Consider the following 24,914-nt stretch of genomic DNA (forward strand, 5'->3'; position numbering starts at 1 on the left):
GGCCCCGTGCGACGCTGGATTCTCGGTGTTCCCGTGGCGGTCCTGATTCCGCTCCTCGCCGGCTGTTCCACGACTGTGGCACCGCCCGTCGCGCAACCGCAGCCGCAATCGCCGCCCGCAGGTGCGACTCTCGTGGGCCTGGGGGATTCGATCCCGGCCGGTGACGGATGCCCCGGCTGCACGCCGTTCGTGGAACTGTTCGGCGATCAGCTATCCGGTGACGACGCGCTGCCCGTCCAGGTGGCCAACCTGGGTGTCGGAGGCTGGACCAGCACCGACCTGCTCGACTCCCTCGAACCCGGCGAATACGACGCCGACGCCGTCCGCGACGCCGACCTCGTCACCGTCACGATCGGCGCCAACGACTTCTACGCCGAACTCGACGACTACCTGGACGGCGACTGCGGTGGCGACGACGGCCTCGGCTGCTTCGAACCCGTCCTCCCGCAGCTACAGACCACGCTGACGTCCGTGCTCGACCGCATCGCCGAACTGCGGGCCGGTCAGCCGACCGCGGTGCTGGTCACCGGGTACTGGGACGTCTTCCCCGACGGCGACGTGGCCCGCGAGTTGTACGGCCCGCAGTTCCTCCGGGACAGCGCCGTACTGACGTTGCGCGCCAACGACGTCATCTCGGAGGTCGCGGGTGCCGAGGGCGCCACCTACGTCGACCTGTTCAGCACGTTCAAGGGGACGTGGGGCGACGGCGACCCCACGGGACTGCTGGCCGACGACGGCGACCACCCGAACCAGATCGGCCACCAGCTGATCGCCGACGCGTTGTCGTCCGCGTCGGTCGCGGGATCCGGCTCCACCGAGGCGTCGGCGTTCACGTCGTCCGAGTGGTCGCCGCGCTGAGCCTGCGCCGGCGCACCACCGCATCGACGACGGACAAGATCAGCACCACGACCGTCGCTGCGCCGAATGCCGCTACGGACAGGTTCTGCCGCGGCGGCCGGAACGACACGACCAGATCGTGGTCACCCGGCGGCACCGACACCTCGAGCAGACCGTGCCACCCGGCGGTCGCGTCCACCGGCTCGCCGTCGACGGTGGCCGAGTAGCCGGGCCACGCGAGGCGCGCGAACCAGACGGTGCCGCCGCTGCCCGCCACCCGCACGGTCTCCGTCGCCGCGCTCGTGTCGGACGAGAGCACCCGGACGCCGTCGGACGCGAACGCCACGCGTCCGGGCAGGGGCAGCGGCCGGTCCCGCTTGAACACCGTCCGGGAGTCGCCGCGTTCGGTGACGTGCCAGCCGGGTGGGGGCGGTGCCGTCGCGACCTCGGGCACGAGCCCGTGCTCCACGACGAGCGTCGACACCCGGAGGTAGTCGATCAGCGGGATCGGGATGTCCGCGTTCACCGGCTGCCAGAGCGCCCCGTACACCCCGGGGCAGACGGCGCCGCGGTAGTCCATGCACAGGGCTTCCTGGAACTCGGTGAACCCGATACCGGTGTAGGCGTTGATGCTGCCCTCGACGGACGACGCCATGATCTCGTTGCCGAACAGGATCCGGCCGGCGGTGACGTCCTCGTGGGACGTGTCGCCCAGGTCGGCGAGTTGCAGCACGGTGCCCTGGTAGCGGTCGGTCTGCTCGGACAGCACCGATGTACTCGCCGGGTCGACGCGGCTGCCGCGCTCGACGTCGCGGGTCAGGGACCAGACCTGCGCGGCGGCCACCACCACGGTGCCCAGGACGAGGGCGGCGACGAGAGCATTCGGCCCCCGCGTGCGCCAGCCGGTGTACGCGAGCACGCACAGCGCCGCGACGAGCAGCGCGAACAGCGTGTGCCGCAGCGTCAGGGCGGGCGAGGACGAGAACGCCAGGTAGTAACCCAGCGCGATCAGCACCGCCGACGCCGTCGCCCGGTGACGCACCCGGTCGCGCGCGATCCCCAGCGACAGCGCGAGCGCCAGGCCGATCACCACGCACAGGTACAGGTATTCGACGAGCCGGATCGGCCACCGGAACATCCCGACGTTCGACGGTCCGAACGTGAAGAGGAAGTAGACGACCGCGATCACGGCCAGGCTGATCAGTGGTCGCCCGTGCGCGCGACGGAACTCCGCGGACGCGAACAGTGCGCGGATCCGTCCCCACGGAAGCCATGGCAGCACCGGCAGCACGAACCACGCGAGGTACAGCGACGGGATCACCTCGACGGGGCCCCCGAACGTCATGATCACGGGGAGATACGACGGGCTGCTCATTCCCGCGAGGCCGCCGATCTGCGGTTGCAGGAACGTGTCGTTGAAGATGCCGGTGCTGCCGGCGCGGGTGGTGACGTCGACACTGAGGAACAGCGGCAGGTACGTCACCAGCGCGGCGGTGCCCGCGCACGCGCCGGTGACGACGAGCACGAGCAACCGGAAGAACTGCCGCTCGACCAGCAGGCCGATCCCGATGCCGAGGAGTACGACGACGGCGCCGAGCGCGGCGTACGGGTTGCCCATGCTCACTGTCAGCGCACCGATCACGAAGGTGACCAGCGGGTTCGTGCGACCGCGGGAGAGGCGGAGCGCCGACCACCAGAACAGCGTCACCCACGCGACGGCCATCATCCCGGACGGCCAGCCCGCCGCCTCGTAGAACAGGGTGAAACCGCTGAACGGAATGGTCAGTCCGGCGAGGATCGCGGGACCGCGGCGGGCGCCGTATTCGCGGCACAGCAGATACGTCGCGAGGGCGAACAGCGCAAGGAACTCGGCCATGATCACGAACGCCGCGACGGACAGGTTCTCGAACTTCGCGGCCAGGACGTAGTTGGCCAGGTTGACCGGGTTGTACAGACCGTACGCGGCCTCGCCCGCGTAGTTTCCGCCGATCCAGGCGTCGGGATTGACGGTGAGCCACCGCCCGGCCAGGAGTTCCGTGCCGATCCGGTGCCAGGACGGGACGAACGATTCCAGCATGTCGCCGCCGTAGTAGAAGCGGTCGTACACGATCCGCGGAATCGTCGCGACGGCCACGGCAGCCACCGCGACCGCCAGTGCCACCATCCACTCGGGCATGCGGTGTATCGATCGGGTGAACGTCGAAGACACGGACGCGGAGGGTGCCACGGACTCCGAGCCTACGAGTTAGGCTGCGCCCGTGCGCCTTTTCGGTTGTTCCCACGACCAGAAAGGCGCACGTGCGCCGAAGGCGCTGTCGGTCGTCGTCCCGGCCTACAATTCCGCCGCCGTCATCGAGCAGACCGTCCACCGGGTCGCCGAACGACTGGCCGGCCGCGACGTCGAGATCATCGTTGTGGAGAACGGATCCACCGACGACACCGTGGACATCTGCACCCGCCTCGCCGCGGACTGGACGCCCGGACGTGTGTCGCTCACCGTCCTGCGGAGTGAGAAGGGCATGGGCAACGCGTTGCGGACCGGAGCGGAGGCGAGTCGCGGCGCGCACGTGCTGCTGACGGCGGACGACCTGCCGTTCGGGTTCGACGACCTCGACGGCGCCGAGAAACTCGCCGCCGGCCACGACGGCCGGCTGCCCGAAGTCGTGATCGGTTCCAAGGCCCACCCCGACTCGCAGGTGCGGCGCGGCGCCCTCCGGGGCACCCTGACGTGGGGTTTCGCGGCGCTGCGTCGGGTGGTCCTCGGGATGCGCACCGGCGACCCCCAGGGCACCGTCCTGATGGACGGCGACCTGATGCGGGGACTGGTTCCCGACCTCGTCGAACCCGGATTCCTGTTCACCACCGAACTCGTCTACCTCGCGGAGCGGGCGGGCATCGTGCCGGTCGAGGTCCCGGTGCGTCTGAGCGACGACCACGACAGCCACGAAACCCGCATATCCAGGGCAGATGTGCTCGCGATGGGGGTGGGGCTGTTCCGGCTGCGGGCCCGTCACCGGGACGGAGGTCGCCTTGCATGGTCGGGGAGCGGGTCGCGAGGTTGATACCCTGCGAACCGAGAAGAGGATCGTGCTGTCGCCGTGGCGCGGTCCAGCCCACCTCTCGCGGGGAACAGTAGGAGCACTATGAACGAGTCTGCGTCGGTAGCACCTGTGGACGGGAGCACGGCCGCGGTACGGAGTGCTCTCACCGAGCATCGCGCACCCGACCGCCTCGTGGTGGCGCGAGGTCTCTTCACGGGACCGACCACCCGGGTCAAGGACGACCTGTACGCCAGGATCGTCAAGGGCCGTGCCCACCGCGAGCGCCACGTCGTGCACCTCGAGAAGGGTGCGACGGTCGACACCGACACCTACTTCGGCCGGTTCGCGGCCAGCTACTACCAGCGCTGGACCACGGTCACCGACGTGACCGTCGGGTTCCACCACGAGGCCGGCGGACGCGCCGTGGTGGCGCTGCGCGGCTCCGATTCGGGCGGAAACTCGCGCATCCTCGCGACGACGGAGATCGACGGCTCGGGCACGGCGACGCTGTCGGCGAAGCTGGACGCCTACCTCGACGGCGGCTCCCTGTGGGTGGAGTTCACCGCCGTCGACGGCCCCCTCGCGGTGAGCGAACTGGAGTGGACCGTCGCCGCGCCGTCGGTGATCCGGCCCGCCGCGATCGCGATCTGCACGTTCAACCGCGCCGACGACTGCGCCGAGACCGTCGCCGCCATCGCGAACGACTCGACGATGGCGTCCGGCATCGACGCCGTGTACGTGGTCGACCAGGGCAGCGACCACGTGTCGGACCGGGAGAAGTTCACCGAGGTCGCCGAGATCCTGGGCGACAAGCTCGTCTACCTGCGGCAGCCGAACCTCGGCGGGGCCGGCGGATTCACCCGCGGCATGTACGAGGTCTCGGGCATCAACGAGCACGCCAACCTGATCCTGATGGACGACGACATCCTGTGCGAGCCGGAGTCGATCCTGCGGATGAACGCATTCGCCAACGTCACCACCGAGCTGACGCTCGTCGGCGCGCAGATGCTGTACCTGATGAACCCGGAACACCTGCACGTCAGCGCAGAGGAAGCGGACCTGTCGAAGCTGAAGGCGGGCCGCTGGGCGGCCGGGTCGCGGCACGACATCAACCTGATCAAGAAGAAGCAGCACAAGCGCGTCGACGCCGGCTACAACGCGTGGTGGTCGTGTCTGATCCCCGCCGAGGTGGTCGCGCAGATCGGGCTCCCGCTGCCGATGTTCTTCCAGTGGGACGACATCGAGTACGGCATCCGCGCCCGCGCCGCCGGATTCGTCACGGTCACCCTGCCCAACGCCGGTGTGTGGCACGCGGACTTCCACTGGAAGGACCGCGACGACTGGGCCAAGTACTTCAGCATCCGCAACTCGCTGATCGCCGCCGCGCTGCACAGTGACTTCGACGCCAAGTCGCTGAGCAAGATGATGACGCGGGAGGTCACCCAGTACCTCGTGTCGATGCAGTACGGGTTGGCGTACACCATGATTCGCGGGATCGAGGACTTCCTCGAGGGCCCGAAGGTGCTCGAGGACGGCGGTCAGGCCGTGCTGGCGTCGATCCGCGAGGAGCGCAAGCGGTTCCCCGAAACCGTCAAGCATCCCGCGTCGAACATTCCCGGGATCCGCAACTCCGATCTCGTCACCCGGTACGCCGGTTTCGAGCCCGACAAGAGCAAGCTCGACCTCGTCCTCGCCAAGCGGGCCGCGTACCAGTGGCTCGGCCGCACCCAGCACGGTGTCGCGAGTATCCCTGTGGCGGAGGCGCACTGGTGGCACGTGTCGCTGTTCGACACCGCCGTCATCACCGACGCCTCCCAGTCCGGGGTGCGGGTGCGCCGCCGCGACAAGGAGACGGCCCGGGAGCTCACGGCCCGGACCGTGAAGCTGATGAAACGGTTCCGCGAGGATGCGGCGTCCACGCAACGCCGGTACCGGGACGCGTTGCCGCAGCTCACCAGCCGGGAGAACTGGGCTCGCCTCTACGATCAGTGACGTCGGCCGGACCGTTGCGGGCCCGCGATGTTCGCGGGCTGCTCCGGGATTCGTTCCTCGTCTTCGCTGTCGGTGTGGTGCTCGGCGCGGCGTGGAGTTGGCGTCCGTCGTTCTGGTACGACGAGGTCGCGACGCTGTACTCGAGTCAGCGGTCCCGGCCCGACCTGTCGAATCTGCTCGGCCACATCGATGCCGTGCACGGGCTGTACTACGTCGGGATGCACTACTGGTTCGCGGCGTTCGGTGCCTCCGAGTTCTCGGCGCGGTTCCCGAGCGCCCTGGCCACTGGCGCGGCGGGCGCAGGCGTGGTGGTGCTCGGTGCGCTGATCTCGACCAGGCGGGTGGCGGTGCTGTCCGGGATCCTGTTCGTGATCCTGCCCAGTGTCATGTGGGCGGCCGCGGAGGCCCGCGGGTACGCGGCCACGGCGGCGGCCGCGGTCTGGCTGACCGTGATTCTCCTTGCGGCACTGAGGTTCCGGCGCTGGTGGCTGTGGGCGCTGTACGCCGCAGGCCTGGCGGTGTCGATCGTGTTGTTCGTCTACCTGATCACCCTCGTTCCCGCGCACCTGCTGACGATCCTGCTGCTGCGCGAGGCCCGGCGGTCCTGGCTCGGTTGGACGTCGGGCACGGCCGCGGGGGCGGTGGTCGCGGCGCCGTTCGTGGCACTGGTGCGCCGGGAATCGGTCCAGGTGGCGTGGATCCCGCCGCTCGACGGGCACCTGCCCCGGGCCGTCGCCGAGTACCAGTGGTTCGTCGGCGCACCGTGGTTCGCGGTGCTGTTCGCCGTGCTGGTGGTGGCCGGGTCGGTGGCGCTGGTGCGCGGTCACCGGCTGCCCCCGGTACTGTCCGTCGCGTTGCCGTGGATCGCGGTGCCGATGGCGACGCTGCTCGCGTACTCGCTCCTGCGCAGCCCGGTGTATCTCCCGCGGTACTTCACATTCACGACGCCCGCGGTGGCCCTCGTCGGCGGACTCTGCCTGGCCGCCCTGACCCGGAAGTGGTGGCAGTCCGCCGCGGTGATCGCGGTGTTCGCGGTGGCCGCATCGCCGAGCTACCTCGAACAGCGCGAGCAGTGGGCGAAACCCAGCGGCATGGACTTCAGCACCGTCAACGGTTTCGCCGGGGAACACCTCCGCCCCGGCGACTGCGTGCTGTTCGACAAGCCGGCCTGGAACCCCACGTCGCTGCGGCTCGTGAAGAACGTGCGGCCGGAGGCCTTCGACGGCACTCGCGACATCGGGCTCGGGACCACGGCCGCGAGCCGGGGGTCGCTGTGGGACGACGAACTCGCGGTCCCTGACCTCGCGGGCGCGCTCGACTCGTGCTCCGTGGTCTGGTTCTTCACCGACTACGAACGCGACACCGAGCGCATCATCCGGCACACGTCCAACGAGGTGTGGACGCTGCCGCCGTACCACTTCGAGGACACCGAGGCGTTCGCCGCTCTCGCGCGGTCCGGACTGCGGATCGACGCACGCGCGACGTTCAACGTCACGCAGGCGGTGAAGCTGGTGCGGTGATCCGCACGACCACCTGCTCGTGGTTCGCGGTGTAGCTCAGGTACTCGAAGCCGACGCCGGTGCGGTCGACGAACTCCGTCCACGCCCGGTACTCGTGCTCCTGCCAGCCCGGGAAGTTGAAGAACTCGTCGAACACGATCACCGTGCCCGCGACCAGCCGCCGTTCGAGCCGGTCGAGCACCGACTTCGTGGACGAGTACAGGTCGGCGTCGAGATGCACGAACGACACCGGTCCCGGGTGTTCCTCGAGGAAACCCGCCAGCGTGTCCTCGAACAGTCCGGGCACCAGCTGCGCGCCCCGCACGTGCGGCAGTTTCTGCTGCGCGAACTCCCCGGCCGGGAATCCGGTGCGCCAGGTCTGCGGCAGACCGGAGAACACGTCGAACCCGAACACCTCGTGCTCGGCGTCCTTCAACTGTTCGACGATGATCCGGAGCGTGGTGCCCGACGCCACCCCGAACTCGAGGGCCAGCCCCTCGACCTCCACCTGCGACAGTCCGTAGCGCAGTGTGTCCTGCGGATTCCAGAACACGGGCGCCTTCGGCATGTGCTCGAGCACGAACGCCGCGGCCTCGTTCGTGGCCCGCACGTCCAGCGCCTGCGTGATGTCGCGGCGGGCCTGCTGCTCGAGTTCGCCGAGCCGCTGCTGGACGTCGGAGATCTCCATGCGGGCATCGGACAGCTCGGACAGCACCCGCGCGAGTTCCTGGTTGGTCGCGCTCAGCTCGGCCAGGGTCTGGTCGTGCTGGTTCTCGGTGAGTTCGCGGGACCGCCGATCCGATTCGGCCACCACCTCGGACATGGCACGTTGAAGCTTGAGACGGGCCTTTCTCCGAAGATCGAACATATACCCATGTTGCCAGTCCGCATCCCGGCTCACCGCTCGAACCGGGATGCGGGTCGGGCGCCCGTGTCAGTGACCGCGACTGCGGTACATCTGACGTTGCCAGCGGGCGATGCTCTTCCACTCGCGTTCACGCTCGGCCCGGAGCCTCGCATCGGTGCGTGACGCGATCCAGCCGTTCTCGCGAATCAGCTTGCGGTAGCTGGCAAGCGTCTACGTAGATCTCATACCGTCTGCCACTGGTGGGGCGGACGCTTGAGATGTACGTGTGTCACGGCTACCGGTATCACCGTGCGGTGGTGTGGGTTTGACCGTGTCCCACACCGACGCTTGTGGTGCAGGAACATGCTGTTTCGGATTCACCCCCACCCGCCGTGTTGTGGGGGGCAGGCTGCGGCGGACCCGGCGGTGCCGCGGTCTGCTCGGTGTGGGACCGTTCTTGTCGCGGCACCGGCGCACCGGCGCATGTTCGGCCACCCGGACCACGGGCATCCGCCCACGCCGCCTGGTGACTTTGCTTCTGCCGAGCAGTGCGCGTTTGGCCAGGTTCACCCCGGCCATGTGGTCGCGGTTGCCGCCGACCTGGCAGGCCGGGCACCAGGCGGTGTGGTAGCCGCCGGGGCGGGAGAGCGGTTCGTCGCAGCCCGGACACCATGCGGAGGAGCCCCGGGCGGGCACCGAGACCACCGTGACGCCGACACCTGCGGCGGTGTGCGCGAGGGCAGTGACAGCGTGGCGGCGGGCGGACTGCGCGGCCCGGTTGTTGTTGACCCGTCCGCGTCCGCGGGTCTCGAGGGTGGTGAGATCTTCCACCGCGATCACCTGCGCGCCCGCGGCGGTGGCGTAGTCGGTGACCTGGCGGGCGAAATGGAAGGCCAGTTCCCGGTTGATCATTCCCCTCTTGACACCCACCGCGGTGCGGTGGGCGTCGAGGACGGCGATCTTCGCCTCCAGCCGGGCGCGTACCTCGGGCGGGGCGGCGGCGGCGAGCCGCGTCAACCGGGCCGCCTTGCCGTGCAGCAGCTGCCCCTCGGTCTGCAGGCGTGCCAGTTTGATCCCGAGGCCGCGGTCGTCGTAGGTCCAACCTCGGTAATCCGAGGACAACCCGTCAGCACCCTCGGCCACGAGGGCGGCGGCACCCAGACTGGTCGGGGACCAGTCCACCCCGACCGCGACCGCGGCCGAGTCCAGGTCGTCTGCGGGGACGAGTTCGGTCGCGGCGCACCGCCAGAGCAGACCCCGGCCGTCGAGGACCAGGGTCGGCAGATGCCAGTCGGTAACGGCTCTGCCGTGCAGATGCTCGGGGATGGCGGCGGTCAGTCGGACACTGCGCCACTGCGCCCGCCCCGCCGGGGTCGGACTGGTGGGCAGCTTCACCGTCAACACCAGCTCACGGCCCGTCACGGTGATCTGCGCGAGTTGCCGATCGGCGGCCGACAGCCGGGCCATCGCGCTCGTCTGTGGCGGTCCCTGTATTTCGGTGATCCGCAACCGGCCGGCCGGTGCCCCGCCGCCCCCGCGGGCGGCGAGCTGACGCCGCACGCCCCGGGCGAAACCCGCCGGCACAGAGTCGCCCGGCTCGGTGGGTGCGGTCAGACGACCGGTGGCCGGGTCGAACCGGGCCGAGAGCGCCGCGATCGCGGTGTCCCGGTAGGCCAGGGTCCGCAGGGTCGCCACCACCTGCGCGGTCACCACCCTGCTCACCCGCGACGGCACGTAGACCCCGTCCGGATAGAACGGAGTCCAGCCGAGACGGGCCGCGGCGACGTGACCTTGCGCGGGCAGCCTGCGGTCCTGGCGGTCAAGGCCGGCGGCGAGCACATCGAACGTCGCCGGCTGCCACAGCCGCGACACCAACTCGGCGCCGGCCGCGGCGACCAGGTCGAGCAGCCACCCCACCCGGACATCGACGTCGTCGAGACCGATCGGCTCGCCGGTCGCATCGTCGACCGCCACATGGGCGCGGGTGGTCACCGAAAACTGCCGCGCCGCAGTCGATCCCGGCCCGCTCATGCCGGGCCCAATTCACGATCGGCGAGCACCCCCGCGGCCGAACAAGATTCGCGATCCCCCGAGATCCTCACCAGCCACCCCTTCCCAACCGTGCGCCGGCATCGCCCCGAAGCCGGTATTGAAGAAGTCGGTGTTGAAACTGCATCGACCGCGGCTGATTACAACCGGCCGGACAACGATGCCAGCAACGCGATGACGTCATCCACCAACTCCCCCAGCGATACCTCGCCCGCCTCTCACAGAACCCGACTGTAACGCCGACCCCCGACAAGTACCGCCCGACCCACGCCACCGGCGAATCGGGCCAATCGATCTCGCCACCACCCGCACCACCGTGAACCCCGCCCTTGGCCGCGTCGTCGAGCATCCGGCCGCGCCCCTCGCCACTCCCTCGAGTCCCGAACCGCGATCCTTTGGAGACCCCACACACCTCACCAGTAAACGCTCTCCCGAAACACCTTTTCCTGATCGGCCAGCGAAGCCTCCCGCCCGGTCGAGCCCGACACCCGGCATTACAATGCCTCCACCTCTCCGGCGTCGCTCCCGCACACTCCGATACAGGCCGGCCCAGGTAGGCGTCGGGGTCCACGCGATCACAGTTTCGGTCCCCCGAAACCGGTGCGCCGAGAGGGCAACCGGCCCTCCGATGCCGCCGTGCGCGTCCTAACTGCCGACGGGCCCAAGTATTGCGCAGCCTCACCAATTCGCGTCGTAGATAGTGTCAGAACATACCGGATAGTATTAGATATCGAGGCAACAGTTGAGAGCCTCCGCTCGGGCAATTCGCCGCGCTCCACCGCGCCCTGCACCGCGCAGCCGGGTTCGGCCGTGTGCGAGCAGTCCGCGAACCGGCACTGCGCCGCGAGTTCCTCTATCTCGGGAAACGTCTTGTCGATGCCGTCGGCAGCGTCCCACATGCCGACACCCCGCAGTCCCGGCGTGTCGATCAGGGCGCCCCCGGAGGGCAGCGGCAGGAGTTCACGGTGCGCCGTCGTATGACGTCCCTTGTGATCGCCCTCGCGGACACGTCCGGTCGCGAGCACGTCTTCGCCGAGCAACGCGTTCGCGAGCGTCGACTTGCCCGCGCCGGACGGTCCGATGAGCGCGACCGTCCCGTCGATCACGGCGGTGAGGACGTCGATGCCGTCGCCCGTGTCGGCGCTCACCGCGAGCACCGTCGCACCCGGCGCCACCGCTGCCACCTCTGCGGTCGCGAGGGAAACATCCTGCACGGTATCGGATTTGGTGAGCGCGACCACCGGCTGGGCGCCGCTCTCCCACACCAGGGCCAGCAGGCGTTCGATGCGTCCGAGATCGAGGGCGGTGTCGAGTCCGGCGGCGATCACCACCGTGTCGACGTTGGCCGCGAGGAGCTGGCCCTCCGACCGGCCGGACGCGGACGCCCGGACGATCGCGCTGCGCCGCGGGAGGAGGTCGGCGACGGCGATCTCGTCGCCGTGACGGTGGAGCGTCACCCAATCGCCGGTGCAGAGAGTGTGCTCGCCGGCGAGCGCGCGGACGACGCCCGCGGGAGTGGCGACGTCGCAGCGACCGCGGTCCACGCGGATCACCCGCCCGGGCTCGCGACCGTCGGCCGGGTAGTTGTCGAAGGTGTCGGAAAGTGTGTCGTTCCAGCCGTAGGGCAGGAGTTGTCCAGGGTCGAACATGGTGGGTGTGATCCTCAGGTCGATGAGTGCCGACCGGACCACTGCACGGGTTCGGTCAGGCGAGGGGGAAGGGGGAGTGGACGCACACGGCGTCGACCGACGAGACAGTCATCGGACACTCACTCCTTCGCAACACGTCGAGATTCTCAGACCGGAACCCCACGATGCTCCCACCCGGCGGAACCCGGACGCAACCGAATTACGGGCGCTCGAACCGCTCCTGGCGGCCCAGCTTCCGCAACCGCATCCACTCACGCAGACCCTGCGGATCACGCCTCGTGACGAGGAAGTACCACCCGAACCGCACCCATTCCTGCGGCAGCAGCTTCCGCATGCCCGGCTGGGACAGCAGGTAGCCGCGGTTGCGGTACGTGAAGAACCGTTTCGTCTCGTTGTCCGGGTACTGCGTGTGCATCCGGCCCCCGAGGATCGGCTTGAACTCCTCCGCGCCGTTCGGGTGCACGTACGCCGTCTGCAGGCACGTGCCGAACGGCAGCCCCGATCGCACCAGCCGGCGATGCACCTCCACCTCGTCGCCGCGGACGAACAGACGCAGGTCGGGAACGCCGACCGTGTCGATCGCCGACGCGCGGAACAGGGCGCCGTTGAACAGCGACGCGATGCCCGGCAGCAGGTCGGCAGAGTCGTCGCCGTCCGCGAACAGTTCGGAACGCAGCCGTCGCCACTCCACACCGCGGCGCAGCGGGAACGCGAGACGGTCGGGGTCGTCGATGTCGCAGACCACCGGGGAGACCTCGGCCAGCCCGTGCCGCTGCGCGCAATCGAGCAGCGTCTCCAGGACCTTCGGTCCCTCGGGCCGTCCGTCGTCGTCGGCGAGCCACACCCAGTCGGCGCCGAGCGAGAGGGCGTACAGGATCCCCAGCGCGAAGCCGCCCGCCCCGCCCAGATTGTGCTGCGAACCGAGGTAGCTGACGGGAATCCCGGACGATTCGACGAGCTCACGCACGTCGTCCTCGGCGGCGTTGTCCACGACCACCAGGTGGTCCAGCGGACGCGTCTGCGAGCCGAGGACCTTCAGCGATTCCGCCAGCAGTGCGCGGCGCTTGTGGGTGACGACGACACCGACGATCCGCTCGGCAGCAGCGCTCACGCGGACTCCGCCTCGGCTTCCGCGGCCGTACGAACGGGACGCTCGTTCGATCTGTCGCTACGGGCGTCCCGTTCGGCCGAAGCGGTGAGCCCGGACTTCTCCCGGTCCATCTCGTAGATGACGTGGCGGACGTGGTCGGCGGCGTCGTCACCCTCGTACGCGCGGACGACGTCCTCGATGCCGCCCTGCTGACGGATCTGACCGTGGTCGATCCACATGGCCCTGTCGCAGAGCTGGGCGAGGAACTCGTTGGAGTGGCTGGCGAACACCAGGATGCCGGACCGCTCCACCAGTGCCTGCAGACGCACGCGCGCCTTCTTCATGAACTCCGCGTCGACGGCACCGATGCCCTCGTCGAGCAGCAGGATCTCCGGGTCGATGCTGGTGACCACACCCATCGCGACGCGCACGCGCATACCGGTGGAGTACGTGCGCAGCGGCATCGACAGGTACTCGCCAAGCTCGGTGAACTCGGCGATCTCATCCATCTTCGCGAGCATCTGCTTGCGGGTCTGCCCGAGGAACAGCCCGCGGATGATGATGTTCTCGTAGCCGGAGATCTCGGGGTCCATGCCCACACCGAGGTCGAAGACCGGGGCCACGCGGCCGCGGATGCTCGCGCTGCCGCGGGTGGGTTCGTAGATGCCGGACAGCAACCGCAACAGCGTCGACTTGCCGGCGCCGTTGTGGCCGACCAGGCCGATCCGGTCGCCTTCCTTCAGCGACAGGTTGATGTCGCGCAAGGCCTCGACCACCACGACGTCCGAGTTGTTGCGCCCGATCGAGCCGCCGGCCTTGCCGAGGAACGCCTTCTTCAGCGACCGGGACTTGGCGTCGAAGATCGGGAAGTCGACGCAGGCGTCCCGCGTCTCGATACTCACATGCTCTGTCATTACTTCTGACCCCTAAACCCAGTAGGGCACACGGGCCCGGTACTTGCGAAGCGCGAGGATGGCGGCGGCCCACCCGACGACGGTGATGGTCAGCACGATGTACCAGTGGTACGCCTGCTGATCCTGACCGATCATGGGCGCGCGCACGATGTCGAGGTAGTGGAACAGCGGGTTCAACTCGGCGAGCTTGACGCGCTCGGCGGCCTGCCCGCCCTGCGCCTCGAGACTCTGCGTCGTCCACATGATCGGAGTCAGCACGAACAGCAGCAGCGTCATGCTGCCGAGGATCGGCGCGATGTCCCGGTACCGGGTGGAGAAGATGCCGAACATGATCGACACCCACGCCGCATTGACGACGATCAGCGCGATCGCCGGGATCGCGGCGAGCGACATCCAGGTCAGGTGGCGCCACACCCCGAACGCGAACAGCATGACCACGTAGATCACGAGGTTGTGGGCGAACAGCAGCAGTTGCCGCCACACCAGCCGGTAGACGTGGACGCTCAGCGCCGACGGCAACTGTTTGATCAGCCCCTCGTTGGCGATGAACACCTCGGATCCCTCGAGGATGCTCGCGCTGATCAGGTTCCAGACGATCAGACCCACGGTGACATACGGCAGGAACTCGTCCAGCGGGATGTCGAGCAGGGCGGAGTACAGGATGCCCATCGCCGCGGCCTGCACGCCGGTCGCGATCGTGATCCAGAACGGGCCGATCACCGACCGGCGGTAGCGCTGCTTGATGTCCTGCCAGCCGAGGCTCAGCCACAGCTCGCGCTGAGCGAAGCCGTCCCTGAGGTCCTTGAACGCGCGACGGAAGGTCTGCGAGTCGGACGTCGGGAGCGGGCCGCCTGTGGCCTCGGTTTCGATAGCGGATGCTGACACGGGCACCGAGCCTACCGGGAGTCGAGTTCCATGCTGTTTCGCCCGTTGCTACAGGTACTGGCCGGTACCGCTCGACTGCGACCCCGGATCGTGATTGTGCGCCCCGTGCGGGTTGCCCATGCTGAAACCCGGAGGCAGTGCTCCCTGGCGCATCTGTTCGAGCTGGGAGCGGGCCGCCATCTGCTGGGCGAACAGGGCCGTCTGGATGCCGTGGAACAGTCCTTCGAGCCACCCCACCAGCTGCGCCTGGGCGATGCGGAGTTCGGCGTCGGTGGGGACGGTGTCGTCGGTGAAGGGCAGGGTGAGGCGTTCGAGCTCGTCGCGCAGCTCGGGGGCGAGGCCCTGCTCGAGCTCGTGGATCGACGACTTGTGGATCTCCTTCAACCGGTTGCGGCTGGCGTCGTCGAGCGGTGCGGCGCGCACTTCCTCGAGGAGCTGTTTGATCATCGTGCCGATGCGCATGACCTTGGCCGGCTGCTCCACCATGTCGGCCACCGACTCCGTGCCGTTCCCGTTCGCATCCGCGGCGGCGTCGGAGCCCTCGGGCTTGCTCGCGGCCTCGGCCACGGGGATGGCCATGGGCTGACCGTCGGGGCCGATCACGACGACGTGTTCATTCTCCGAGTTCGTCATGCCTCTATCTTGGCTGTTCCCGCTCGGCAGTGCGAAGGTGCGTCCAATTTGGGCCCATTCCACCTTTGTTGCACTCCACAACAATCGATGGCTGGCTTCGACCGTATTGACTTGGGGTCTTAGAGTGTCGGGCATGGCTTACGACGTTGCCCGCGTTCGGGGACTCATCCCCTCACTCGGCGACGGTTGGATCCATCTCGATCCGCAGGCCGGCATGCAGATTCCGGACGCGGTGTCGCGCACTGTCTCCACGGCCTTCCGGGCGTCTGCCTCTTCGTCGACCGGGCGACATGTGTCCAGCCGGCGCAGTGCGGCGGTACTCGATGCGGCCCGAGCAGCCGTCGCCGACCTGGTCGGAGGCGATCCCGCCGGGGTCGTGCTCGGACCCGACCGATCCGTTCTCCTCGCCTGGCTGGCGGAGTCGCTGAGCACGCGACTCGGCCTCGGAACCGGGCTGGTGCTCTCCCGCCTCGACGAGGAAGCGAACGTCGCCCCCTGGCTCAGAGTCGCCAGCCGCTACGGCGCCCAGGTGCGGTGGGCGGAGGTCGAGATCGAGACGTGCGAACTCCCCAGCTGGCAGTTCCAGGACCTCATCACCACCACGACGCGTCTCGTCGCACTCACCGCCGCATCCCCGATCGTCGGCTCGGCGCCCGACGTCCGTGTCGCCTCGGACCGCGTCCACGAAGTCGGGGGACTGATGGTCGTCGACGCGATCGGGGCCGCCCCTTACGCGCACGTCGACATCAACGAACTCGGAGCGGACGTCGTCGCCGTCGGCGCCACCTCCTGGGGCGGACCGCAGGTCGGGGCGCTCGTCTTCCGCGACCCCACCCTCCTCGACCGCATCCCCGCCGTGTCGCTCAACCCGTATGCGCGGGGTGTCGAACGTCTCGAGGTCGGGGTGCACCAGTTCGCGCTCCTCGCCGGCCTCACCACGTCCATCGACTTCCTCGCGAACCTCGACGAATCGGCCACCGGTTCCCGGCGCGAGAAGCTCGAGGCGTCCATCAGCTCGCTGCAGAACTACCAGGACACCCTGTTCGACCACCTCATGTCGTCGCTGAAGCGGCTACCGCAGGTGATGGTCATCGGGCGCTCGCCCAGCCGGGTTCCGACGCTCAGCTTCACCGTCGCCGGAGTCTCGGCCGACAAGGTGGCGTCGCATCTCGCCGACAAGCGCATCGCCACCGTCAGCGGTGTCCACGGCGGTTCCCGGCTGCTCGACGCGCTCGGCGTCAACGACGAGGGCGGCGCCGTCACCATCGGTCTCGCGCCGTACACCACGCGCTACGAGATCGACCAGCTCGTGAACGAGCTCGCCACCCTGGGCTGATCCGCCGCCCGCTGTTGCCCGCTGACCCCGCCGCCTGCTGCGCCCGATGTGACATTCGTTCCGATCGAGTGGACGAATGTCACATCGGGCGACGCACTTCGCCGTCAGTTCCGCGGGATCGTCAGGATCACCTTGCCGACGGTGTCCGCCGAGTCCAGCAGTTCGTGACCGCGCGGCGCCTCGGTGATGGGCAGTTCGGCCGAGACGATGGGATGCACCGCGCCCTCCGCGATCAGCGGCCACAGCCGCTTGCGGACGTCGGCGACGATGTCGGCCTTGCCCTCGTGTCCCGTCTCGGCCCGCCCCCGCAGTCCGGCCGCCGTCACATGGCCGCGCTTGGACAGCAACTTGCCGAGGTCCAGTTCTCCCTTGCGGCCACCCTGCATGCCGATGACGACGAGCCGGCCGTCGGCGGCGAGCACGTCGACGTTGCGGTCGAGGTACGAGCCGCCCATGTTGTCGAGGATCACATCGGCGCCGTGTCCGTCGGTCGCCTTGCGGATCTCGTCGACGAAATCGGCCTCACGGTAGTTGACGAGGATGTCGGCGCCGAGTTCGCGGCAGCGCGCCAGCTTCTCCTCGGAGCCGGCGGTGACGGCCACGCGGGCACCCAGCGCGACGCCCACCTGGATGGCGTGCGTGCCGATGCCGCCGCCACCGCCGTGCACCAGCAGCACGTCGCCGCGGGACAGCCCGGCGCCCATCACGACGTTCGACCACACCGTGCACGCGACCTCCGGCAGTGACGCGGCGACGAGCAGGTCCACCCCTTCGGGCAGCGGGAGAAGCTGCGACGCGGGGACGGCCACCTTCTCCGCGTATCCGCCGCCGGCCAGCAGTGCGCACACCTGGTCGCCGACGGACCACCCCGACACTCCCTCGCCGAGTTCGGCGATCGTGCCGGAACATTCGAGCCCGAGGACGTCGCTGGCTCCGGGCGGCGGGGGATAGAACCCCTGACGCTGCAACAGGTCGGCGCGGTTGACGGCCGTCGCGGCTACGTCGAGGAGGACGTGACCGGGTGGAAGTTCCGGGTCGGGCTGCTCCGTCCACTTCATGACTTCGGGGCCGCCCGGTTGGTCGATCGTGATCGCATACATGGGGACGACGCTAGCGAAATGCGTCGGCGCCCGGTGGATGTGAGCGATCACAGCGTTCCCTCGGCGTTCCGGGGACCGCAACGCTACTGGAAAGTAATGTCGCACTACTAGACTGTGAACCTGTGACAGCAGAAACCTCCGACGCCGAAGCCGCGACCAATTGGTTGACCCCGGCCGAGATGCGCGCCTGGCGCGGTTACATGGACGGCAACCAGCGGCTGATGGACGTCCTCAACCGGGATCTGCAGGAGAAACACGATCTGTCCCTCGCGGATTACCGCATTCTGGTGCTGCTGTCCGAGTCGCCGGACGGGTCGCTGCGCATGAGCGACCTCGCGGACGGCGTCCTCTCCTCCCGCAGCCGCCTCACCCACCAGATCCGGCGGATGGAAGCGCAGGGCATGGTCACCCGCGACACCTGCCTCGAGGACGGCCGCGGGGTGCTCGCCGTCATCACCGACGAAGGTCGCGCCCGGCTGGCCGAAGCGGCCCCCACCCATGTGGCGGGGGTGCGGAGCAATCTCGTCGATCTGCTCACCAAGTCTCAGCTGAAGGTTCTCGCCGAGGTGTTCGAACGCGTCGACAAGGCCATCGGCGACCGCTGACCGGTTGCCCGCCGGCGCCTCCGTACCGATAAGATCGCCCACGGAAGCGTGGCAGAGCGGCCGAATGCACTCGCCTTGAAAGCGAGCGTCGTGAAAGCGACCGGGGGTTCAAATCCCTCCGCTTCCGCCAACGACCGGCAGCCCTGATCTGTTTCCCTCCAGGTCAGGGCTGCTGTCGTACCGCTACCTCTTCCGGGGTTTCGGCTGCTTCGGCGGCAGTGCGCCGATCTCGGCGAGCGCCCGTTCCACCCACGGTGTGGCGCGGTCCGGGGTGCCGCGCCACCGGTCGGGCAGGGCCAGGTACTCGCGCATCGGCTTTTCGCCCGGACCGAACGGGCCCGCGCCGTCGGACGACGCCAGCTCGTCCCTTGCCTGCTCGGTGAGTAGCCGGACCCCGACTTTCGGTCCGAGGAGTCCGGCGAACATGTTGCCGTTGACGAACGCACCCAGGTTGCCGAACATCGGCTTCACCTCGACGCCGGGGGTGTCGGGGATCAGCGACCGGAAGAACTGTTTGTCCTCCTCGGAGGGTGTGGGCATCTTCACGGTCTACTGATCCTGACGTTCCTCGGGCGTCATGATGCTGAAGATCGCGCCCTGCGGGTCGGTGACGGCGGCCATGCGGCCGACGGTGGGGATGTCCATCGCTTCTTCGACGATCGTGCCGCCGAGTTCGACGGCCTTCGCGGCGCTGGCGTCGACGTCCTCGACGGCGAAGTACACCCGCCAGTGGTTCGGTGTGCCGGGTTTCATCGGCTCACCGCAGCCGCCGACCTGGTCGTCACCCACCTCCAACAGCGTGTAGGTGTACTCCGGTCCCATCGACATCTTCGACGAGGTGATCCCGAAGACGCTGTTGTAGAACGCGAGCGCCTTGTCGACGTCGCCGGTGTTCAGTTCGTTCCACAGGCAGGCGCCCGGGTCGCCGACGAGGGTGGCGCCGATGTGCTTGTTCGCCTGCCACAATCCGACGGCCGCCCCGGTGGGGTCGGTGACGAAGGACATGCGGCCCGCTTCCCCCACGTCGAACGCCGGCATCAGAACCTGGCCGCCTGCGCCGGGGACTTTCGCGAGCGTCGCGTCGACGTCGTCGACTGCGATGTAGGTGTTCCAGTTCGCCGGCGCCCCGGCCGCGGCCGCGTCGGGTTGTAGTGGCGCAATGGCGGCGACGTTCTCGCCGCGCACGGTGGCCATCGAGTAGACGGGGCCTTCGGGCATCGGACGGTCGTCGTATTCCCAGCCGAGCAGTTCCGCATAGAACTCCTTGGCGGCGTCCTGATCGCTGGTTTGGAGGTCTACCCAGTCCGGTGTTCCCTGGGCGTATTCCGACTTGATGGGCATGACTGGACCTTTCCGTGTGAGGTGTCAGACGGCCGGGACGGGGTGGCGACCGGTGTAGGCGATGAGCCGGGTGATTGCGTCGCTGGTGTGTGGGGCGGGTACGGGGTCGTCGAACCCGACGGCCTTCCTGCCTTCGGGTGTGATGATCTTGTGTGTCAGCGACAGCACGTATTCGGCGAGAGGCTCGGATACGGCAACCTCACCTCCGGTCGCTGCCGCGAAATCCCAGGCGTGAACGAGGAATTCGATCGAGAGGATCCCCGCGGCGACGGTGGCGGGAGGGTTGTTCGTCCCGATCGTCACCGTGCCGTCCAGGCCGCGACTGCGCCACGCCTCCAGTGCGGGTTGGGCGAGGTCGGCGATTCTGGCCTCGACGGGTTTGCCCGGGTCGTCGTCGAACGTCGCGCCCGCGGCGCCACCGAGGGCCGTGATCGAACCGACGAGATGATCGGCGAGCTGCGAGACGGTGAACTCGGTGCACGCCGTCTGCTTGGACATGTCCTCGTCTGTGACGTCGCGAAGGACACGCTGCACGACCGCCAATGTCGCCTCGGCACTGGACAGTTCGTCGAGTGGATCCGGTACGGCCGCCCAGTCGTCGGGTCCGGCGTCACTTTTCTGGGCGGCGGCGACGAGACGGTCGAGGTAGTGGTTCCAGCCCTCCGCGTGGCGGACGGCCTGTTCGTCGGTGAGCCCGTCGTGCACGAGTCGCACCTCGGTCCCGCCGGCGGTGGGGGTCAGAGTCACGGTCACGGTGGACGAGCCCGGGGGGAGTTCGTCGTCAGCCTCCCATCCCCACGTGTACACCACCCGCTTGCCGGGGACGATCTCGCTGAACGTGCCCGCGGCGGAATGTCCGGGGACGACGGTCCACCGGTACTCGCCGCCGGCTTGCAGGTCGACGCGTGCCGCGACGGTCTGCCATCGCCGCAATCGTTCCGGTCGGGTGACGAGGTCGAACGTGGCGTCCGGGTCCAGCGGGACGACGACGGTCTTGTCGAATGGCATCAGCTGTCTCCTTTGGAAGCTGCTTCCTCGGTGGCGTCCGCGACGAGGCGGTCGAGTTCGTCGATCCAGAAGGAGTCGAACAACGTCCGGAGTTGAACGAGTCCCTGCGGGTCGAGCCGGTAGTACCTGAAGCGTCCATCCTTACGCGCAGTGACCAGCCCGGCCTCGGCGAGCACCCGGAGATGTTGCGAGATCGCCGACCGGCTCGCGGGGAAGTGTGCGGCGAGGTTGTTGACGGTCTGTTCACCTGATGTCAGCAGTTGCATGAGGCGTCTCCGGGTGGGCTCAGCTGCGACTTCCAACTGATCGAGCACGATCAATACGTTAGTCGTGACTAACGCGTTGTGCAATGGGTCTCGCCGCAGCGATCGTGAGGTGGGAGAATTCAGAGCGACGAGGGAGTGAGAAATGACAACGTCAAGCCCCTGGCCCACGATTCACGACGAACGCCGCGCACTGGTGGACGACCTCGAACCGCTGACCGATACCCAGTGGTCGACGCCGTCGCTCTGCGAACGGTGGACCGTGCGGGACGTGTTCGCGCACATGACGGCGACGGAGAAGATGACGCCGCCGAAGTTCGTCGGAAAACTCGTCGGGTCGGGATTCCGGATCAACACCATGTTCGAGAAGGACATCGCACACGAAGAGGAAGGAACACCAGCGGAGTCGCTCGACGAGTTCCGGGCGCACATGGGTGACTCCACGCATCCGCCCGGCCCGATCGACGCCATGCTGGGCGAGATGATCGTCCACGCCGAGGACATCCGCCGACCGCTCGGCATCGCACACGAGTACCCGATGGACGCGGTTATCCGAGTCGCCGACTTCTACAAGAACTCGAACCTGCTGATCGGGTCGAAGTCCCGGGTCGCGGGGCTCACGCTGCGGGCCACCGACACCGAGTGGTCCACCGGATCGGGGCCGGAGGTCTCCGGTCCGATGCTGGCGCTCGTGCTGGCGATGACGGGTCGTCGCGCCGCCCTCGACGAACTCAGCGGCGACGGTCTCGACCAGCTGAAGTCCGCCCTGCCGAAGTAACGGCCCGGCATCCGCAGCCGCACTCCTTCTGCGTAGCCGCACCCGTATTCGGGCCCCAGACGGGGTGCGGCTGCGTGAAACGGGTGCGGCTGTCGAGGCAGATGAGCCGGAACTACCAGTGGAAGTCCCTGCTCACAGGGTTGGAGGTGCCCAGCGGTCGAGCGCCTCCCCCCGACCCTCAACCCTGGTGACTACAACGTGATCACGCTGGAGCACACAGCTGTCACAAAACCTCTAAGCTCTTGTTGACCGGACGCATTTTGTACTGTGCAATCGGGGTCCACACAGTCCGGGGAAGAGGTATTTCTTTATGCGTCGCGAAGCATTGGCTGCCATCGGTCTGGCAGTGTCACTGACCCTCATGGGGCCGGCGTTCACTGCTGTGGCCGATCCGGTGCCTGCTCCGGTCGCGCCTCCGGGAAGTGGCGTCGCGAGCGTCGACAAGATCGTGCCGCTCACCGACACCCGTAGTGCCGTCTTCATCAATTCCCCCGCCATGGGCCGCGTCGTGCAGGTGCAGGTGCTGCATCCCGCTGGTGGCGGGTCGAGGCCGTCGCTGTACCTGCTCGACGGGGTCAGCGCAGGCGCCGAGTCGGACTTCCGGGAAAGCACCTGGACGCAGAAGACGGACGTGGTCCAGTTCTTCGCCGACAAGAAGGTCAACGTGGTGCTCCCGGTGGGCGGCACCGCCAGCTACTACACCGACTGGCAGCAGCCCGACCCCACGCTGGGTGTCAACAAGTGGGAGACGTTCCTGGCCGACGAACTCCCGCCGATCATCGACAAGAACTTCAGCGGCAACGGCGTCAACGCCGTCGCGGGTGTGTCGATGGGCGCGATGGGTGCCGCCAACCTCGTCACCCGGCACCCGCAGCTCTACCGCGGTCTCGCCGCCTACAGCGGATGCCTCGACAACACGCAACCCAGCTCGCGGGATTCGGTGCGGGGCACGGTGGCGTTCAAGGGCGGGAACCCGGCCAACATGTGGGGTCCCGACACCGATCCGGCCTGGACTGCGCACGACCCTTCGGTGAACGCCGAAGCCCTGCGCGGCAAGCAGATCTACATCTCGACGGGCAACGGGCTCCCCGGCCCGTATGAGATCAGCGGAGACATCGCGTCCACGATCGCGGTGGGCGGTCCCCTCGAGGCCGCGGCGAACCTCTGCACGCAGACGTTCCAGCAGCGCCTGACCCACCTCGCGATTCCGGCGACGTTCATCTACCGCCACTTCGGCACGCATTCGTGGCCGTACTGGCAGGACGAACTGCGCACGTCGTGGCCCGTCCTGAAGAGCGCGCTCGGCGTCTGACCGCGTCCCTATCCGACCACGGTGATCCGGTCGGTGTTCGGCGGCGTCACCGGTGAAGTGGTCCCCAGATACGCCGTGAACGCGTCGAGGTCGCAGCCCGCGCGCACGGCTTCGGCGCGGGTGCGGAACGCGTCGAAGCCGTCGCCGCCGTCGGCGAGGAACTTGTTGACGGCCACCCGGTAGGTGCCGTCGGGGACGACCGCGTCGCCGTTCACCCGGATGTCCGAGATGCGTTCGCCGACAGTCGCCGAACGATTCATGGTGTAGGTCAGCGAACTCGACGGGGCGAGGATCCGCTCCGTGATCGTGCCGTCTCCGCGCGGCTGGAACTGCTGCTCGAGGGCAAGCTTCAGGGTCGTGCCGGTGACCGTCAGGACCTCGAGGGTGTTGCCGAAGGGTTGAGCGGCGTAGGTCTGCCCGTAGGTGACGGCGCCGTCCGGGCCGCGCAGCAGATCCTCGCGGAGTCCACCGGGGTTGGTGAGTGCCACCTGGGCGCCGTGCGCGGATCCGGCCGCCAGCTGGGCGTCGGCGACGACGTTGCCGAGGGTGGACTCGCCGCTGCCGGTCTCGTCGCGGGTGAGGTCGCCCGTCACCGACGCCACGCGCGCCGCACCGATCTCGGAGGCCTGGGCGGCGGCACCGTCGGCGAGCGCCTGGATGTCGGGGTCGGACGGGATGTCGTGGGTGACCACCTGATTGAACGCCGACGCGCGGTCGCGCAGGACGTCGCGGGTGGTGCGGTCGATCGACACGTCGACCACCGAGACGATCCGGCCGTGTGACGCGCCCTGCATCATGACGCGCGGGTTTCCCATCGGGTCGGGAAACGAGCAGTTGTACTGCTGGTGGCTGTCGGCCGTGAAGATGACGTCGACCTTCGGGGACGCCCGCAGCGCGAGGTCGCGCGCGGGTCCGGATGTCACCTCGCACGAGTTGGGGCCGTTGTCGGCGTCCGGTTCGGCTCCCTTGTGCATCAGCAGCGCGATGGCCCGCACGCCGAAGAAGTCGAGGAGATCCGCGGTGCGGTCGACGGCGGCGAGTTCGTCCGTGAAGCGCAACCCGCCCACCCCCTCCGGGGTCACCATCGTCGCGGTGTCGGCGGGCATGGTCGCGATGACGCCGACCGGGATTCCCTCGATGTAGTTGACGGTGAACGGCAGGGTCGCGGGCGCGCCGTCGTCGAACTCCATGTTCGCCGCGAGGAGCGGGAAGTTCGCGCCCTCGAACGTGTTTCCGAACCGGCAGCCGTCGACGGGATGACAGCCACCGGTCTGCATCCGCCGGAACTCCGTGTATCCCTCGTCGAGTTCGTGATTGCCGATCGCGGACGCGTCGACGCCCATCCTGTTGAGCAGCTGCACGGTCGGTTCGTCGTGGAACATCGCGGATTCGAGCGCGGATGACCCCCAGTTGTCACCCACCGAGTACAGCAGCGAATGGGTCGCCTGGCCGCGCAGCTGGTCGACGTACGCGGCCAGGTAGGCGGCGCCGCCGGCCGGGACCAGCGAGCCGTCGGCGTGCTTCACCTGACTACGGATGCCGGGCGGCGGTTCGAGGCTGCCGTGGAGGTCGTTGAAGGCGAGGAGCCGGACGGAGACCGCCGCGTCCTGCGACTGCGCCGCCGACAGCCCCGACGTCACCGAGACCGCCAGCGTCGTCGCCAGTCCGGCCGCCAGCACGGCAGTGCGGAGCGCGGCGCGGCGACGCATGTATGGGCTCCCTTCGGCAAAACCTC

Annotated in this window: 22 protein-coding genes and 1 tRNA gene; 9 read left to right on the forward strand and 14 right to left on the reverse strand. The window is 68.5% G+C overall.

Going from position 1 to position 24,914, the window contains the following annotated elements:
- The first annotated feature begins 6 nt into the window (after positions 1-6).
- Positions 7-858: an SGNH/GDSL hydrolase family protein gene (locus HGB39_RS04770; protein ID WP_005571168.1), complete on the forward strand. Its 852-nt coding sequence runs from the start codon at positions 7-9 to the stop codon at positions 856-858.
- On the opposite strand, the gene HGB39_RS04775 is transcribed toward HGB39_RS04770, so the two are convergent.
- Positions 830-3,013, reverse strand: a complete 2,184-nt coding sequence (locus tag HGB39_RS04775) for a glycosyltransferase family protein (protein WP_064080283.1) — start codon at positions 3,011-3,013, stop codon at positions 830-832. The two genes, HGB39_RS04770 and HGB39_RS04775, sit on opposite strands and share 29 nt — an antisense overlap.
- An 82-nt stretch (positions 3,014-3,095) precedes the next feature.
- Between HGB39_RS04775 and HGB39_RS04780 the strand changes: the two genes are divergently transcribed.
- From HGB39_RS04780 to HGB39_RS04790, 3 genes are all read left to right on the forward strand, one after another.
- A complete protein-coding gene (locus tag HGB39_RS04780; protein ID WP_005566810.1) occupies positions 3,096-3,899 on the forward strand; it encodes a glycosyltransferase in 804 nt (267 codons plus the stop codon).
- An 81-nt stretch (positions 3,900-3,980) separates the two neighbouring features.
- Positions 3,981-5,870: a glycosyltransferase gene (locus tag HGB39_RS04785; RefSeq protein ID WP_043789897.1), complete on the forward strand. Its 1,890-nt coding sequence runs from the start codon at positions 3,981-3,983 to the stop codon at positions 5,868-5,870.
- Positions 5,867-7,390 carry a glycosyltransferase family 39 protein gene (locus HGB39_RS04790; protein WP_005566807.1) on the forward strand — a complete coding sequence of 508 codons (1,524 nt, stop codon included), beginning with the start codon at positions 5,867-5,869 and terminating at the stop codon, positions 7,388-7,390. The genes HGB39_RS04785 and HGB39_RS04790 overlap by 4 nt, the downstream gene beginning before the upstream one ends.
- Here HGB39_RS04790 and HGB39_RS04795 read toward each other — a convergent pair.
- The 7 genes from HGB39_RS04795 to HGB39_RS04835 all read right to left on the reverse strand — a co-directional run bounded on the left by HGB39_RS04795 (position 7,362) and on the right by HGB39_RS04835 (position 15,436).
- The gene (locus HGB39_RS04795; RefSeq protein ID WP_043789894.1) at positions 7,362-8,237 is read right to left on the reverse strand and encodes a class I SAM-dependent methyltransferase; all 876 of its coding nucleotides are present in this window, start codon (positions 8,235-8,237) and stop codon (positions 7,362-7,364) included. The genes HGB39_RS04790 and HGB39_RS04795 overlap by 29 nt on opposite strands.
- A 210-nt stretch (positions 8,238-8,447) precedes the next feature.
- Positions 8,448-10,247 carry a zinc ribbon domain-containing protein gene (locus HGB39_RS04805; protein WP_064080284.1) on the reverse strand — a complete coding sequence of 600 codons (1,800 nt, stop codon included), beginning with the start codon at positions 10,245-10,247 and terminating at the stop codon, positions 8,448-8,450.
- A 593-nt stretch (positions 10,248-10,840) separates the two neighbouring features.
- Entirely contained in the window at positions 10,841-11,956 is a 1,116-nt protein-coding gene (rsgA, locus tag HGB39_RS04815; protein WP_005571492.1) for a ribosome small subunit-dependent GTPase A, read from the reverse strand.
- A gap of 157 nt (positions 11,957-12,113) precedes the next feature.
- Positions 12,114-13,025: a galactofuranosyltransferase GlfT1 gene (gene glfT1 / locus HGB39_RS04820; RefSeq protein WP_005571491.1), complete on the reverse strand. Its 912-nt coding sequence runs from the start codon at positions 13,023-13,025 to the stop codon at positions 12,114-12,116.
- The gene (gene wzt / locus HGB39_RS04825) at positions 13,022-13,918 is read right to left on the reverse strand and encodes a galactan export ABC transporter ATP-binding subunit Wzt/RfbE (protein WP_005571489.1); all 897 of its coding nucleotides are present in this window, start codon (positions 13,916-13,918) and stop codon (positions 13,022-13,024) included. The genes glfT1 and wzt overlap by 4 nt, the downstream gene beginning before the upstream one ends.
- Before the next feature lie 12 nt (positions 13,919-13,930).
- Positions 13,931-14,803 carry a galactan export ABC transporter permease subunit Wzm/RfbD gene (wzm, locus tag HGB39_RS04830; RefSeq protein ID WP_005571488.1) on the reverse strand — a complete coding sequence of 291 codons (873 nt, stop codon included), beginning with the start codon at positions 14,801-14,803 and terminating at the stop codon, positions 13,931-13,933.
- Positions 14,804-14,851: 48 nt separating this feature from the next.
- A complete protein-coding gene (locus HGB39_RS04835) occupies positions 14,852-15,436 on the reverse strand; it encodes a bacterial proteasome activator family protein (RefSeq protein WP_005571487.1) in 585 nt (194 codons plus the stop codon).
- 133 nt (positions 15,437-15,569) lie between these two features.
- On the opposite strand from HGB39_RS04835, the gene HGB39_RS04840 reads away from it, so the two are divergent.
- Positions 15,570-16,772 carry a cysteine desulfurase-like protein gene (locus HGB39_RS04840; RefSeq protein WP_005253261.1) on the forward strand — a complete coding sequence of 401 codons (1,203 nt, stop codon included), beginning with the start codon at positions 15,570-15,572 and terminating at the stop codon, positions 16,770-16,772.
- A 104-nt stretch (positions 16,773-16,876) separates the two neighbouring features.
- On the opposite strand, the gene HGB39_RS04845 is transcribed toward HGB39_RS04840, so the two are convergent.
- Positions 16,877-17,872, reverse strand: a complete 996-nt coding sequence (locus HGB39_RS04845; RefSeq protein ID WP_007298365.1) for an NAD(P)H-quinone oxidoreductase — start codon at positions 17,870-17,872, stop codon at positions 16,877-16,879.
- A 122-nt stretch (positions 17,873-17,994) separates the two neighbouring features.
- Between HGB39_RS04845 and HGB39_RS04850 the strand changes: the two genes are divergently transcribed.
- Both HGB39_RS04850 and HGB39_RS04855 read left to right on the forward strand, forming a co-directional pair.
- The gene (locus tag HGB39_RS04850) at positions 17,995-18,477 is read left to right on the forward strand and encodes a MarR family winged helix-turn-helix transcriptional regulator (RefSeq protein WP_005248780.1); all 483 of its coding nucleotides are present in this window, start codon (positions 17,995-17,997) and stop codon (positions 18,475-18,477) included.
- Between the two features lie 42 nt (positions 18,478-18,519).
- Positions 18,520-18,607, forward strand: a tRNA-Ser gene (locus tag HGB39_RS04855).
- A 53-nt stretch (positions 18,608-18,660) separates the two neighbouring features.
- Here the strand turns inward: HGB39_RS04855 and HGB39_RS04860 are convergent.
- From HGB39_RS04860 to HGB39_RS04875, 4 genes are read right to left on the reverse strand one after another with little or no spacing between them, the layout of a single operon-like run.
- Positions 18,661-19,023, reverse strand: coding sequence for a TfoX/Sxy family protein (locus HGB39_RS04860; RefSeq protein ID WP_005569418.1), 363 nt, complete (start codon positions 19,021-19,023; stop codon positions 18,661-18,663).
- A gap of 3 nt (positions 19,024-19,026) precedes the next feature.
- Positions 19,027-19,818, reverse strand: coding sequence for a VOC family protein (locus HGB39_RS04865; protein ID WP_005253264.1), 792 nt, complete (start codon positions 19,816-19,818; stop codon positions 19,027-19,029).
- Between the two features lie 24 nt (positions 19,819-19,842).
- Positions 19,843-20,826, reverse strand: a complete 984-nt coding sequence (locus HGB39_RS04870; protein WP_005569417.1) for a TIGR03086 family metal-binding protein — start codon at positions 20,824-20,826, stop codon at positions 19,843-19,845.
- A complete protein-coding gene (locus HGB39_RS04875; RefSeq protein ID WP_231137790.1) occupies positions 20,826-21,092 on the reverse strand; it encodes an ArsR/SmtB family transcription factor in 267 nt (88 codons plus the stop codon). The genes HGB39_RS04870 and HGB39_RS04875 overlap by 1 nt, the downstream gene beginning before the upstream one ends.
- A 142-nt stretch (positions 21,093-21,234) precedes the next feature.
- Here HGB39_RS04875 and HGB39_RS04880 point away from each other — a divergent pair, with 142 nt between their 5' ends.
- Both HGB39_RS04880 and HGB39_RS04885 read left to right on the forward strand, forming a co-directional pair.
- On the forward strand, positions 21,235-21,867 hold the full coding sequence (locus HGB39_RS04880) for a maleylpyruvate isomerase family mycothiol-dependent enzyme (RefSeq protein ID WP_005569415.1): 633 nt from the start codon (positions 21,235-21,237) through the stop codon (positions 21,865-21,867).
- Positions 21,868-22,177: 310 nt separating this feature from the next.
- Entirely contained in the window at positions 22,178-23,179 is a 1,002-nt protein-coding gene (locus HGB39_RS04885; protein ID WP_005253267.1) for an alpha/beta hydrolase, read from the forward strand.
- Between the two features lie 8 nt (positions 23,180-23,187).
- Here HGB39_RS04885 and HGB39_RS04890 read toward each other — a convergent pair whose 3' ends face one another.
- A complete protein-coding gene (locus HGB39_RS04890) occupies positions 23,188-24,888 on the reverse strand; it encodes a bifunctional metallophosphatase/5'-nucleotidase (RefSeq protein WP_005569414.1) in 1,701 nt (566 codons plus the stop codon).
- Positions 24,889-24,914: the final 26 nt, after the last annotated feature.

Source organism: Rhodococcus opacus, from assembly GCF_012396235.1.
GTDB lineage: Bacteria > Actinomycetota > Actinomycetes > Mycobacteriales > Mycobacteriaceae > Rhodococcus_F > Rhodococcus_F opacus.